This window comes from Luteibacter pinisoli (genome assembly GCF_006385595.1).
GTDB classification, from domain to species: Bacteria; Pseudomonadota; Gammaproteobacteria; order Xanthomonadales; family Rhodanobacteraceae; genus Luteibacter; species Luteibacter pinisoli.
The window spans coordinates 942491-956401 of record NZ_CP041046.1 but is presented as its reverse complement, the minus strand read 5'-3'; the positions used below and the strand labels follow the sequence as shown (position 1 = coordinate 956401).

Genomic DNA, 13911 nt, shown 5'->3' with positions numbered 1-13911 from the left:
GTTGGCTTTTCGCGCACAGGGTGCGCTCCTACATTTGCATGTAGGGGCGCATTTTTTTATTGGGGGTTACGGGGCGTCGGGCTGGGACTCGGGGGCGGCTTTCTGGAAGGCCTCCAGGGCGTTGCAGTTTTCGACGACGCGGCGGATCAGCGGGTACGGGCCGAGGTCCAGCTCCCAGCGAACGGCGTTGTAGTACTGCGGCACCAGGCAGACGTCGGCAAGGGTCGGGGTGTCGCCCCAGCTGAACGTGCCACGCGGCCCCTGCGCCAGCAGGGCCTCGATCCCATCGAAACCACCGCCGATCCAGCGCCGGCTCCACGCCGCCTTGGCCGCGGCGTCCGCCCCGAACCGCCCCTCGATCTCCTTGAGCACCCGCAGGTTGCCCAGCGGATGGATATCCGTGCTCACGGCCAGGGCCAGCTCACGCACGCGGGCGCGGTGGCGGGGGTCGGCGGGGAGCAGCGCCGGCGTCGGCCGGGTCTCTTCCAGGTATTCAAGGATGGCCATGGACTGGCGCACCACGAAATCGCCGTCCACCAGGGTCGGCAGCTGTCCCTGCGGCGATACCTCCCGATATGCCGGTTTCAGGTGCTCCCCACCCTCGTTGAGCAGGTGCACGGGCCGGGCCTCGTAGGCCAATCCCTTCAGATTCAGGGCGATACGGATGCGGTAGGCGGCGCTGGAGCGCCAATAGGTGTACAGGGCGAGGGCCATGGCGATTCCTTCGGTGGTCGGCCGATTCTAGCGGGGACGTTACAATCAGGGTTTCCCCGCACCCGAAGCTGGAGCTCATCGTGTCCGTTATCCGCATGCAAGACCTCGACCTGCGCGGCAAGCGCGTGCTGATCCGCGAAGACCTGAACGTACCGGTCGAGAACGGCAAGATCACCTCCACCCAGCGCCTCGACGCCTCCCTGCCCACGATCGTCGCCGCCCGCGACGCCGGCGCAAAGGTCATGGTCATCTCTCACCTGGGCCGCCCGAAGGAAGGCGAGTTCGATGAAGCCTCCTCGCTGAAGCCGGTGGCCGAATGGCTTGGCCAGAAGCTGGGCAAGGACGTGCGCCTGGTCCGCGATTACCTGGATGGCGTGGACGTGGCCGACGGCGAAGTGGTGGTGCTCGAAAACTGCCGCATGAACGTCGGCGAGGGCAAGGACGACGAGGCGCTGTCGAAGAAGTACGCCGCGCTCTGCGACGTCTTCGTCATGGATGCCTTCGGTACCGCCCACCGCGCGCAGGCCTCCACCCACGGCGTGATCCGCTTCGCGCCGGTGGCCGCCGCGGGTCCGCTGCTGGCGAAGGAACTGGACGCACTGGGCAAGGCGCTTGAGCATCCGGCCAAGCCGCTGCTCGCGATCGTGGCCGGCTCCAAGGTCTCGACCAAGCTGGAGCTGCTGCAGAACCTGGTGGGCCGCGTCGAGCAGCTGATCGTGGGTGGCGGCATCGCCAACACCTTCATCCTCGCCGAGGGCCATAAGGTCGGCAAGTCGCTGGTCGAAGCCGACCTGCTGGATACCGCGAAGAAGATCATGGCCGACGCCAAGGCGCGCGGCGCCGAAGTCCCGGTTCCGACGGATGTCGTCGTGGCCACCGAATTCTCTGCCACGGCCAAGGCCACGGTGAAGGCGGTCGGTGACGTCGCGGACGACGAGATGATCCTGGACATCGGCCCCGAGACCGCGAAGCGCTACGCCGAGCTGATCGAGAAGGCCGGCACGGTGGTGTGGAACGGCCCGGTCGGCGTGTTCGAGTTCGACGCGTTCGGCAAGGGCACCGAGACCCTCGCCCGCGCGATCGCCGCCTCGAAGGCGTTCTCGATTGCCGGTGGTGGCGACACCCTGGCCGCCGTCGACAAGTACGGCATCGAGGACGGCGTGTCCTACATCTCCACCGGTGGCGGCGCCTTCCTCGAATTCCTCGAAGGCAAGGAACTCCCCGCCGTGGCGGCCCTCAAGGCACGGGCGGACGCGAAGTAATGTTGTTTCTCTTCGACCTTGACGGCACGCTGATCGATTCTGAAGTGGGCATCTTCGCCGGCATCCGCCATTCCATGGCGGCGGTCGGCGCGGAAGCACCCGATGACGCCACGATGCGCTCGTGGATCGGGCCGCCGCTGCGCGTGAGCTTCGGCGGCGTACTGGACGGCAACGCCGAGCGCGTTGAGGCGGCCGTCGCTGCCTACACGGATCGCTTCCACGACGTGGGCTGGTCCGAGCACCGCGTGTACGACGGCATCCCCGAGCTCATCGCCGCCCTCGCCGCCCGCGGCCATCGCCTCGCCGTGGTGACCAGCAAGACGCGCGAGCACGCCGAGCGCATCCTCAACCACCTGCCCTTCGGCCCGACGTTCGAGCGGCTGTACGCGCCCGACCCGAGCAGCGCGCGCAGCGAGAAAGCGGAAATGGTGGCGGCGGCCGTTGCCGACTTCGGGCACGACCCAGCGGATACCTTCATGATCGGCGACCGCCGTTACGATATGGAAGGCGCCGTGGCGAACAGCGTGCGCGGCATTGGCGTGCTCTGGGGCTTTGGCGATCGCGAAGAGCTCGAGACGGCGGGTGCATGGGCCATCGCTGCCAAGCCCACCGATATCCTGTCGCTGGCTTGAAACGGTAGGACCGGCCCTGCCCGCGTAGTATCCTGCGCCCCTGTTTGTCGGGGGCTCAGGACATGAATTCGGTTGCCGCGGAGAAAACCATCCCGGTTGCGCCGCCGCGCGCGTGGCCCGCGGCGACGATTGCTGCCTTCAGGCGGGTACTGGTGCCCTTCCTGCTAACTCGCCTCGTTATTCTGTTTATTTTCGGCGTGACGCCGGCCATGACTGCCGTATCGGTCAGTCAGTGGAATAGCGACGACGGCACCGCCATCCGCCTGTCTAAAGCAACCTTGGCGAAAGGCGTGAGCGCGGTCGCCATCGGTAATGACTCGGCCTGGTACTACACCATTGCCCACGACGGCTACGAAAAGCGCCCGTTCGATACGTCGCATCAGGCGAATTGGGCGTTCTTCCCGCTTCATCCGCTTTTGTGGCGCGCCGTAGCGACCATCACCGATGAATGGATATGGTCGGGTGTGCTACTTGCCAATGTGCTGATGCTCATCGGATTGTGTGTCCTTTGGCGACTCGCCTACGATCTCACCGGCAAGCGTGAGACGGCCGATGCCAGCGTTGTCTTCGCGTGCCTCTGGCCCGCCAGCTATTTCATGTCGCTTCCGCACACCGAGGCGCTGTTCTTCACCCTCGCGTGCCTCTCGCTTCTTGCAGCGCGGCGGGGTGCCTTTCCCGCCGCCGGGATCGCCGGCGCCCTTGCGTCCGCCACGCGTTTCAATGGACTGTTCCTGATCCCGTCGCTGCTGGCGGCATGGATCGGCAGCGATCGTCGGAAACACCACCTCCCGTGGATAGCCGTGGCGGTTGCAGGTACCGCGCTGTATGCCGTTTACCTTTGGTCGATCACCGGCAATGCGCTTGCCTTCAAGGACATTCAGGTGGCGTGGGGACGGGGACTCGCTGCGCCGTGGGCTGCCATCGCGGATTACATCGGGCATCCGGCCAAGATCGCCGTATCGTGGAATCCGCGACTGATTAACTTCCTTTCCGTGGTAGCAGGCATCGCTAGCGTAGTGGCCTGCTGGAAGCGAGGCTGGCGCGACATCGCGCTATTCACAGCATTGACGATGCTCGCGCCGCTATGCACGGGCACGCTGACTTCGATGACGCGCTACCTGGGCGTGGCGCCAGGCCTCTTCGTTTCCTTTGCCGCCTGGTCTGAAAGGAGCCCGCGCGTCGGGCAGAGCCTGCTGGCGCTTTCGTCTGTCGTGCTCACATTGATGTGCGTCCTGTTTGCCGCTGGCATCGATATCGCGGGCGCCTAGTACGTCGCTGCAAACAGGCAATCGCCCAGAAGGCACTTACCCAGCCTACCCGTGGCCAGGCGCCTGCACCCGTCGGGCGCAGCCCGAACGAAGGCAAGGTAAGTATCGGCCGTTCGCGTGAGACGTCCTCGACGCGGCAACGCGCCGATTATCCACACGCCGTGTGGATACGTACTGCATAAGGGTGTGGATAACTCCCATTCGGTCAGCCACACCATGTACTTACGTCACGCTGGTCACTCACTGACCAGCCCGTCGCCGACGCTCCGGCAAGGAATGCCCTACGCGATCTTTGGCCTGGTGCCGACACGGATCGTCCGCAACACCCTCTGACAGCCTCAGCGACGGACGCATACGCTTCCCCTCCACCAATCCGGTGCCAGGGAAGAGGTACGTGCATGAAAACAGGTCAAAGGATGGCGTGCGTGTTGATCGCCGCAGGGATGGGTCTCGCCAGTGGGAGTGCCACCGCCGAGGTGCTCGGTCCAGGGTACTCGCTGGAAGTCGGCCAGCGGCTGTACTCGGTGACACACGACTACTACGCCTCGCTTGATGCGGATGGCGACTTCGTGATCTATCGCAGTAACGGCACGCGCGGGTGGTCCACTGGGACGCGTGGCTCAGGCGCCGTCAGGGCAACCATGCAGCGCGATGGCAAGTTCACCCTCGTCAACGCGGCAGGCCAGCGCGTCTGGTCGACACCCACCCGCGGACGCCATCGCCTGTTCGGCATCGGCAGCTGGGGCACGGCGATGGTGATCAACGCGCGTAAATGGAAACCGCGCGACAAGAAAGCGGAGCCCTTCGTCGACGAGATCCTGATGCGGCGCGGCAAACTCGACTGGCAGTCGACCGCGTTCGACAGCCCGGCCATACGCCGTGGACAGGCAGGGGCGAAAGACGCTGCGAAGGCGGCCAAGAGCAAACGCCTCCGTCGCCAACGGACGGGCCACTAGCCACCGCGTTATCCACACCGAATGTGGATACACGCTGCATAAGCGTGTGGATAACTCCCCTTCGCACTTTCACGCCAACCACTTAGCTCACCGTGGTCATTCACTGACCACCGCGTCCGCGAGTATCCACAGGGTATGTGGATACACGCTGCATAAGCATGTGGATAACTCCGGATTGACTAACCACGCCTCGAACTTACGTCAACTTGGTCATTCGCTGACCTGTGCCAAGGACGAATCCCAACTCATGAAAGTAAAGCAACGTATGAAATGCGCGTTCCTCGCCGCAGGCCTTGCTCTCGCCAGCGGCACCACGACTGCGGAAGTGCTTGGCCCCGGTCGCTCGATGCTCACAGGGGAGCGCCTATATGCCAGTACGAAAGACTACTACGCCACGCTCGAGCCGGATGGCGACCTTGTCATCCTGCACAAAGACGGAAGGCGCATCTGGTCCACCGGAACGCACGGCAGGGGCGCGGTAAAAGCCACTATGCAACGGAACGGCAAGTTCGTACTCACCACCAACACGGGCCGGACCGTATGGCAAACCCCAACTCGCGGACGCCATCGTGTGTTTGGCGTCGGCGTCGGTGGAACGGCCATGGTAATAAATGCCCGCAAGTGGAAGCCTCGCGACAAGGCAGCGGAGCCTCACGTCGAAGCGATGTTGGCTCGGCGCGCGAGGCTGGAATGGCAGTCACCGACACTCAAGGTGATGGTGCAGCAACAACGGGAGGCGGAAGCTCAGGCAGCCGAGCAGAGGGCACGATCGGAGCGTACGCGTCGCAGGGCGCGCCCGTAGCTGAGTCACATCTTCAGTCGCCACCGACGTCCTTCCATGGCCTGCTGACAACCAAATCCATGAAAGCAGGGAACAAAAGTTCGCTCCCATAGGCACTTAGATGATCAGCATCAAAAAATAGAGGACGGCCACCCCGATACCCGGAGCAAACGACCTCATCCTCAGGGCAAAGGATCGGAAGAGGATCAAACAGACGGACATCAGGTTCCTTCGCGAGGTCCGCCAGCGCGAGCATAACGGGCCGCCGCCGGGCCTCAAACTCTGCCCTTTCAACCAAATGTCCTGGACGACAAACAGCTTGCCACTGAGTCCACCCGTCCGCACAGCGAAATAGCGGAACATTTAAAAGGAGGTTAGGTGCTAAGACGACCACATGTGCGCCGACCGTCCGAAGCTCCCCAAGGATGTTGCGAGCTTCAGCTAGACCACTTGGAATAGCATGCCTGGGCGCGACACTGCCGCCCCACTGGTCGACCCGACGCTCCAAGCGTAGCGATGGAAGGAACACCACATCACCGGGCTGCAGCGCGGCCATCATGTGCTTTCTTGCGGCCTGAAAGCTTCGCTTACAGTGCTCGGACGACTCCCGTTCCAGTTGCAGACTCAGAACCGGGCAACCGCCATTGTTGTAGAGAAAGACGGGAGCGCCAGTCGTTGCGACGTAAGCTGCATACATCGGTCCGAGCGCCAGTGCATGAGAATCTCCTATGGCGAAGACACGAGGCGCCTTCGAAACGGAAGGACATCCTTTGCGGCTGATCGTCTTAACCCAACCGGAACCGACCTCTGCGTTGGCGCGATCTACGCGTCCACATGTGAGATACGAACCTGGCTTCGTCTTCGGAAACCAATCCTCCGCGTGCCGCATGACGGTTGATCGAGACCAGCGGCCCGTCTGATGATGAATGGCGTCAAGCAAAACTGCGCCCACTACCATGGTGGCTATGCCGGAACCAACAACAAAGGAAGGGCGCCACTCTCGTGTTGCGCGCAGGCCATGGGACTCGATGTATCGCCAGGACGCATAGGCAACCCCAGACGCGACAACCAACGCCGCGACCCGCTGCATCGGGCCATCGAGGCCAACCGTCCAACGAAATAGGACGAATACAGGCCAATGCCACAAGTAGAGCGAATACGACATGCGACCGGCAGACGCCAGAGGAAGCCAGCTCAGCAGCGACGAAAGCCTCGTCCGTTCGTGGTGCGCCAAAGAGAAGAGCAGGCATCCCGTTCCCAGCACCGCCGGAATCGCGCCAGGTACCGGAAACTGTTGCGGCGAAGCAGAGCCCAACGAATAGAGAACACCGATAAGTCCCGACGTCCCGAGCACCAGAAGAGCCTTCTTACTCTGCGCGGGTCGCCCCTTCTGTAGAATTTGCCACGTGACCACGCCTGTCAGAAATTCCCAGGCGCGAGCAGGTACTAGATGGAATGCAACGCGAAAGTCGTCGGACGTCGGCAGCAGGCCAAAGGCAAGTGACGTCACCAGCATCCCTGAGCAAATCAGGAATGACACGGTTCTCCATTCTCCACCCTTCAGCCAGCCGGCAATCGCGAAGGGAAATAGAAGGTAAAACTGCTCCTCGAGACCAAGGGACCACGTGTGTACGTACGGATTGAAGTCGTTGGACGGCGAAAAATAGTCATCGCCTCGCGACGCCATAAGCCAGTTACTGGCACCGTAAAACGCCATACGACCCGTTTTGTGGTTGCGATCGCTTAGCCATGCCTCTGGCACCCAAAGCATGCACGCCACACCTGTGGCGATCAGGCATACGACAAGCGCAGGAAGAAGCCTGCGCACGCGGCGGGCAAAGAACGCCCACACCCAGCCTTCGACCAAGCCATGACGACATACCGACGCGCTGACGACGAAGCCAGATACGACTAGGAAGACGTCAACGCCGGAAAAACCTCCGGGCAAGCTTGTAGGCGAAAGGTGATACCACACGACCGCAAGCACCGCCAGCCCACGCAAACCGTCGATAGCGGCAATGCGATCCATCCGTTCGTTTAGCACGTTCTTTCGTCATCCCGTCGAAAGCCGATGAGACTATCAACGCGCTCGTACCGATCGCTATCAGTGAAGTCTGAAAGTCACGTGCGGTTTCTCCCTCGTCGCGCTGATGTTTGCCCGTGAGGGAAGCCCTACACCGACAGGCAGGTTGCCCACGACATACGTCGCTGGACCCTGACTAAGATCGCCATCAAGTCTGATATCGACTCCGAACGAGAGCACATACCTTTGGTTGACACCACGAATGGTGTTTACACGAGACGACTATGACTAGAACGTATTTGAAGGCGGGGCTCGCCAGCGCCGTTACACTCGCCGGGCTTGCTCACGGCGACGTGGCGCATGCCGAGTTACTACGCGCCGGCCAGTCGATCAGCGTTAACCAACGCCTTTACACTGATCGAAACCTGCATTTTGTGACGTTGACCGACGATGGCCGGCTGATGCTCGTTCGAAATGACGGTCGTATCAGCTGGGCGACGAACACACGAGGGTCCGGCGCTGTGATCGCATCGATGCAAACCGACGGCAACTTTGTCATCTACAACGCGCAGAGTCAGCCCGTGTGGTCGACCGGCACATGGGGACCCGACCGCGTCTTTGGCGTCGATCCTGCTGGTCGCGTGTTTGTGATGAAACCAACGAAGAAAAATCGAACGAAGTATCTGCAAGCTACCGAAGCGGCCAGCCTTGGTGCGGCCGGGGGGAAAATGGAGTGGAACACGCCACGCACCAGCTTCCTGCCCTACTGAGCGCCGATCGAAGCGTCAGTTGCGGCCGATCTAACGACACCGTGTAATGTAAGAAGGCCCCCTTTCGGGGGCCTTCTGGCTTACTTGATCACACCCTTCACCGCATCAATCACCGCCGTGGTGGTGATGCCGAAGTGCTCATACAGCTTGTCGATCGGGGCCGAGGCGCCGAAGGTCGTCATGCCGATGACCTTGCCGTCGAGGCCGGTGTACTTGTACCAGAAGTCCACCGAAGCGGCTTCCACCGCGACGCGGGCGCGGCACCACGACGGCAGGACGCCTTCGCGGTATTCCACCGGCTGTGCGTCGAACTCTTCCGTGCAGGGCATCGAGACGACGCGGACCGGAATGCCCTGGTCACCCAGCGACTTCGCGGCATCCACGGCCATGCCCACTTCCGAACCGGTGGAGATGATGATGGCCTTGAACTTCTCGGCCGGCTCGAACAGGACGTAGCCGCCCTTCTCGATGTTCGCCACCTGCTCTTCCGTGCGCGGATTATGCTTGAGGTTCTGGCGCGAGAAGATCAGGCACGACGGGTTGCCCGTGCGCTCGATGGCCTTCTTCCACGACACGGCGGATTCCACGGCATCGGCCGGGCGCCACACGCGGTTGTTCGGGATCAGGCGCAGCGAACCGAGGTGCTCGATCGGCTGATGCGTCGGGCCGTCTTCACCCAGGCCGATCGAATCGTGCGTGTACACGTGGATCGCGTGGGCCGGGATGAGGCACGACATGCGCACCGCGTTGCGGGCGTAGTCGGAGAACACCAGGAAGGTCGCGTCGTACGGCACGAAACCGCCGTGCAGCGCGATACCGTTGGAGATGGCCGACATGCCGAACTCGCGCACGCCGTAATGGATGTAGTTGCCTTCCGCGCCACCGGTGGAAATGTTCTTCGAACCCTTCCAGATGGTCAGGTTGGACGGCGCCAGGTCAGCGGAGCCGCCGATCAGTTCCGGCAGCAGCGGGCCGAACGCATCCAGCGACATCTGCGATGCCTTGCGCGAGGCGACCACCGGGCCATCGGCCTGCAGCTTGTTGATGAACGCCGCGGCGCCATCCTTCCAGTTCTTCGGCAGCTCGCCGGAGAGGCGACGCTTCAGTTCGGCAGCGAGTTCCGGGTGGGCGGCGGCGTAGGCGTCGAACTTCTCGTTCCAGGCCTTCTCGTTCCTGGCGCCGTCGTCCTTCGCGTTCCACGAGCTGTAGATCTCTTCGGGGATGACGAAGGCGGGGTAGTTCCAGCCAAGACGCTCGCGGGTGAGCTTCACTTCCTCAACGCCGAGGGCGGCGCCGTGGGATTCTTCCTTGCCTTCCTTGTTCGGCGAACCGAAGCCGATGACGGTCTTGCAGATCACCAGGCTCGGCTTTTCGCTCTGCGAGATGGCGGCGTTGATCGCGGCCTTGATGGCCTCCGGATCATGGCCGTCGACCGGCTTGTCGTCAGCGCCGACCACGACGTTCCAGCCGTAGGCGCGGAAGCGCTCGGCGGTGTTGTCGGTGAACCAGTCGTGCACTTCGCCGTCGATGGAAATGCCGTTGTCGTCGTAGATGGCGACGAGCTTGCCGAGCTTCAGCGTACCGGCGAGCGAGGACACTTCATGCGAGATGCCTTCCATGAGGCAGCCGTCGCCGACGAAGACGTAGGTGTGGTGGTCGACCACGTCGTGGCCCGGGCGGTTGAAGCGCTCGGCGAGCACCTTCTCGGCGATGGCGAAACCGACGGCGTTGGCGAGGCCCTGGCCCAGCGGGCCGGTGGTGGTCTCGACGCCCGGCGTGTGGCCGAACTCCGGATGGCCCGCCGTGTGATGGTCGAGCTGGCGGAAGTTCTTGATGTCCTCGATCGGCAGCGCATAGCCGGTGAGGTGCAGCAGCGCGTACTGCAGCATCGAGCCGTGGCCGTTGGAGAGGATGAACCGGTCGCGGTTGGGCCAATGCGGGTTCGTCGGGTTGTGGTGCAGGAAATCACCCCACAGCACCTCCGCGATATCGGCCATGCCCATGGGCATGCCCGGGTGGCCCGAATTGGCAGCTTGCACAGCATCCATGGCCAGGGCGCGGATCGCATTGGCGCGTTCGCGGCGTGTCGTCATCGGCGTTCTCCAGTTCAGAAGGCGTGTGAAAGCGTTCATTGTCGCTGATTGCGTATCACGTTGTCGTGGACGTTCATGCCGCAGCCGGGAAGTTAACCTCGGCTTAATCTTTTTGAGCCGGTTTTTGAATTCCTTCATGTACGCACCGCTCTAATCCATACCAGGCCACACGCACTCCCCCTCCCCCATGGCGGGTGGCCTGCCCCAAAATAAGAGGAACATCCCCATGAAAAAGGCAGCTCTTGCCCTTGCGGTTTCTTGCGTCTCGCTTTCGGCTATTCCGGCCTTTGCACAGGACAACCAGGCCATTTCTGGCAACTACCAGCCGAGCCAGGCCGTCGGTAGCGGTAACTGGTTCATTGGCGCCAATGTCGGCCGTACCAACGGCAGCGACACCGGCGGCTTCGGCAGCAACACCGACGGCTTCGACTTCCTGCACGGCGAAAAGGGCCGTCGCACGGGCTATGGCCTCCTCGGCGGTTATCGCTGGAAGGTAGGCCCGGACCTGGGCCTCGGCCTTGAAGCCGGCTACACCGACCTCGGCAACTACCGCGTCAAGAACGTCTTCGAATCCGGCCAGGATGTGGACCAGAAGAGCACTCACAACGCCCTTCGTGGCTGGATGGTTGGCGTGAACGGCAAGATCAACCTCGTGCCGCAGTGGTACATCAGCATGCACGGCGGTTACTTCCGCGCCAACGACAACAACAACAATTACAACAACTCGGTGGGCCAGGATCTCGGCTTCTCCAACGGCGGCCGCGGCAACCGTGGCAGCTTCTACGCAGGCCTGGGTACGGGTTGGGACGTCAACGAACACTTCGGTGTCGGCGTCGCCTACGACTACTTCCATGCCAACGCCGGCAAGATCCGCGACAACGCCACCGGCGAAACCCAGGTGGGCCTGAAACGCTCCACCGGTATCGCTTCGGTGACCGGCGAGTACCGCTTCTAAGCTAAGCCCTTGATCTGAAACGCCTGAGCCGCGGCAGCCGGTCTGCCGCGGCTTAACATCGGCTTAATACTGAACTAAGCGGTATTGAATCTACCCGCTACCGCCTCATCTCAGTGTTCGACGCACGACATCCCCGCCGTGCGGCACAAAAAGAAAAAGCAGGAGAGTTCCACCATGAAGAAGACCCTTATCGCCCTCGCCCTGGTTGCTGCTGGCGCCGTTGCCGCCCCCGCCTTCGCGCAGGACGTGAACCCGGCCGCTGGCTGGTTCGTCAATGGCAACGTGGGCCGCACCTCGGTCGACAAGGACCGCTATAACGGCCACGACACGGGTTATGCGCTCAATGGCGGCTATCGCTGGGGCGTGACCCCGTGGGCGGCCATCGGTGCGGAAGTGGGCTACAACGACCTGGGCAACATCCACGCTAAGAATTTCTTCAACAACGATCGCGTGGTGGATCGCCGCAAGTCGGAGCTGCATGGCTGGACCGCTGGCATCAATGGCAAGTTCAACATTGATCCGCAGTGGTACATCAGCGCGCGCACCGGCCTGTACGCGTGGAAGGGCCACGGCACCAGCAACGACGACCTCGTGCGCCGTAACCTCGACAAGACCAGCTGGTACGCCGGCGTCGGCGTGGGCTACGACTTCAGCAACAACTGGAGCCTCGGCCTGAACTACGACCATTACGATGCGAAGAAGGACAACCTCGACCTGACGACGAACATGACGTCGGTGTCGCTGGAATACCGCTTCTAAGCAACGTGACAGGCACAAAAAAACCGGGCGCCGCAAGGCGCCCGGTTTTTTTGTGGATTACTTCTTCCAGACGCCGCGGGCGGCGTCGCTGTTTTCCTTCGCACGCTCGACCACGGTCTTCTGGGCGGCTTCGTAGTTGGCCTTCGGATCCTTGGCCCAGGTTTCCAGGGCCTTCGACACCAGTGCACGACCGTACGAGAAGCTGATCGGCCACGGGTGCGGATGATCGAGGCCGAGCTTGTTGATCTCGTTCAGGTGCTGGGTGGCCTGCAGGTCGGACTGGCCACCCGAGAGGAACACGATGCCTGCCACGGCGGCCGGCACCGCGTACTGGAACACCGAAACCGTCGCATTGGCGATGTCTTCGGCGTCAGCCTGGTCTTCTTTCGGCGCGAACTTGCCCGGGATCACCATGCTGACCTTCAGGATCAGGGCGCGCAGTTCGACGTTGTTGAGCTCGAGCTGGGCGAACAGGCTCTGCAGCACTTCTTTGTGCACGGCGAAGCTGGTGTCCAGGTCCTGCACGCTGGACGGATCGTCCATCAGGATTTCCGGCTCGACCATCGGCACCAGGCCGGCTTCCTGGCAGAGCGCCGCATAACGGGCCAGCGCATGGGTGTTGGCTTCGACGGCGGCCGAGGTCGGCGTGTCGTCGGTGATCTTGATCACGGCGCGCCACTTGGCGAACTTGGCGCCCAGCTTGGCATATTCCTGCAGGCGCTCGCGCAGGCCGTCGAGGCCTTCGGTCACCACTTCATCCGGGAAGCCGGCGAGCGGGTGCGTGCCCTTGTCCACCTTGATGCCCGGGATGATGCCCGCGGCATTCATGGCTTCGACCATGCTGCGGCCATCGTCGGTCTTCTGGCGGATGGTTTCGTCAAAGAGGATGGCGCCGGAGATGTACTGGCCCAGGCCCGGCGCGGTCAGCAGCAACTGACGGTACTTGCGGCGGTTCTCCTCGGTGTTCTCCAGGCCAACGGCCTCGATGCGCTTCTTGATGGTCGATGCCGACTCGTCGACGGCAATGATGCCTTTGCCGGGGGCGACCATCGCCTGCGCGATTTCTTCGAGGTTTTCGATGCTCATGACAACTCCGTGGAAGTGGGGGTATGCAAAAAACCGGCGGAGTATAGGGGCATACCCCGCGAATGCCGTTGTGCGGCGCGGTCAGGCGATCAGGCGGACGGGTAACCCGGGAGCTCGCACTGCTTGTACAGCGCGGCCTTGCGGGCGGGGTCTTCGGGGACGTTGAAGCCCACCACGTAGTAGGTGGCGACCGGCTCGGCCGTGCGGTTTACGCCGGACGGGGCGTAGCGGAAATCCTTCACGGCGCTCACGCCCACCTGGGCCAGGTCACCGGCCGGGATGGTCTTCGCCGCGGTGACGTTCTGCGGCAAGCCGTTGGAGCCGATGAGGTAGGTGACGGCGACGCAACCGGGCTGGTCGAGGTTCTTGCCGGTGTTCGGCACGTCGGCGTTGACCTGGGTATTGGTCAGGGTCCAGTACGCCGGAAGGCGATCCGGGGAGACGCGGCGGGTGTTCTGCGCCGCGGCGGGGCCGGCGGCAAGCAGGAGGACGGCGGCGGCGATAGCGCCGGCGGGGAGGAATGTGCGGATCATGACGCCCTCGGTGGTTTGCCAGGGCTGAGAGTTTACCTCCCTCTGGCATTCAGGGCGTGTGGAATCCTGCCGTCAAACG

13 protein-coding genes are annotated in these 13911 nt (G+C 62.8%); 8 read left to right on the top strand and 5 right to left on the bottom strand.

What is annotated here, in order from left to right; genetic code table 11:
- Window positions 1-66: 66 nt before the first annotated feature.
- A complete protein-coding gene (maiA, locus tag FIV34_RS04310) occupies window positions 67-714 on the bottom strand; it encodes a maleylacetoacetate isomerase (RefSeq protein WP_211352709.1) in 648 nt (215 codons plus the stop codon).
- A 95-nt stretch (window positions 715-809) separates the two neighbouring features.
- Here maiA and FIV34_RS04305 point away from each other — a divergent pair, with 95 nt between their 5' ends.
- The 5 genes from FIV34_RS04305 (at window position 810) to FIV34_RS04285 (ending at window position 5634) form a co-directional block, all read left to right on the top strand.
- Complete coding sequence (locus FIV34_RS04305; protein ID WP_425462917.1) at window positions 810-1976, top strand: phosphoglycerate kinase; 1167 nt, start codon at window positions 810-812, stop codon at window positions 1974-1976.
- A complete protein-coding gene (locus FIV34_RS04300; protein WP_139980018.1) occupies window positions 1976-2608 on the top strand; it encodes an HAD hydrolase-like protein in 633 nt (210 codons plus the stop codon). Before FIV34_RS04305 ends, FIV34_RS04300 begins: the two co-directional genes overlap by 1 nt.
- 62 nt (window positions 2609-2670) lie before the next feature.
- Window positions 2671-3876 carry a glycosyltransferase family protein gene (locus FIV34_RS04295; RefSeq protein WP_139980016.1) on the top strand — a complete coding sequence of 402 codons (1206 nt, stop codon included), beginning with the start codon at window positions 2671-2673 and terminating at the stop codon, window positions 3874-3876.
- A 425-nt stretch (window positions 3877-4301) separates the two neighbouring features.
- The gene (locus FIV34_RS04290; RefSeq protein ID WP_170207513.1) at window positions 4302-4832 is read left to right on the top strand and encodes a hypothetical protein; all 531 of its coding nucleotides are present in this window, start codon (window positions 4302-4304) and stop codon (window positions 4830-4832) included.
- Between the two features lie 247 nt (window positions 4833-5079).
- Window positions 5080-5634, top strand: a complete 555-nt coding sequence (locus FIV34_RS04285) for a hypothetical protein (protein ID WP_139980013.1) — start codon at window positions 5080-5082, stop codon at window positions 5632-5634.
- Between the two features lie 13 nt (window positions 5635-5647).
- On the opposite strand, the gene FIV34_RS04280 is transcribed toward FIV34_RS04285, so the two are convergent.
- Window positions 5648-7642, bottom strand: a complete 1995-nt coding sequence (locus FIV34_RS04280) for an acyltransferase family protein (RefSeq protein ID WP_139980010.1) — start codon at window positions 7640-7642, stop codon at window positions 5648-5650.
- 278 nt (window positions 7643-7920) lie between these two features.
- Between FIV34_RS04280 and FIV34_RS04275 the strand changes: the two genes are divergently transcribed.
- Window positions 7921-8406, top strand: a complete 486-nt coding sequence (locus FIV34_RS04275) for a hypothetical protein (RefSeq protein WP_139980008.1) — start codon at window positions 7921-7923, stop codon at window positions 8404-8406.
- Between the two features lie 80 nt (window positions 8407-8486).
- Here FIV34_RS04275 and tkt read toward each other — a convergent pair whose 3' ends face one another.
- The gene (gene tkt / locus FIV34_RS04270) at window positions 8487-10499 is read right to left on the bottom strand and encodes a transketolase (protein ID WP_139980006.1); all 2013 of its coding nucleotides are present in this window, start codon (window positions 10497-10499) and stop codon (window positions 8487-8489) included.
- A 226-nt stretch (window positions 10500-10725) separates the two neighbouring features.
- On the opposite strand from tkt, the gene FIV34_RS04265 reads away from it, so the two are divergent.
- Window positions 10726-11454 (top strand): porin family protein, encoded by a 729-nt coding sequence (locus tag FIV34_RS04265; RefSeq protein WP_139980004.1) that lies wholly within the window; start codon window positions 10726-10728, stop codon window positions 11452-11454.
- A 174-nt stretch (window positions 11455-11628) separates the two neighbouring features.
- Window positions 11629-12213 carry a porin family protein gene (locus tag FIV34_RS04260; RefSeq protein ID WP_139980002.1) on the top strand — a complete coding sequence of 195 codons (585 nt, stop codon included), beginning with the start codon at window positions 11629-11631 and terminating at the stop codon, window positions 12211-12213.
- Between the two features lie 57 nt (window positions 12214-12270).
- On the opposite strand, the gene FIV34_RS04255 is transcribed toward FIV34_RS04260, so the two are convergent.
- Together FIV34_RS04255 and FIV34_RS04250 are read right to left on the bottom strand one after the other, a co-directional pair.
- Window positions 12271-13299, bottom strand: coding sequence for a class I fructose-bisphosphate aldolase (locus FIV34_RS04255; RefSeq protein ID WP_139980000.1), 1029 nt, complete (start codon window positions 13297-13299; stop codon window positions 12271-12273).
- An 89-nt stretch (window positions 13300-13388) separates the two neighbouring features.
- A complete protein-coding gene (locus FIV34_RS04250) occupies window positions 13389-13832 on the bottom strand; it encodes an energy transducer TonB (protein ID WP_139979998.1) in 444 nt (147 codons plus the stop codon).
- Window positions 13833-13911: the final 79 nt, after the last annotated feature.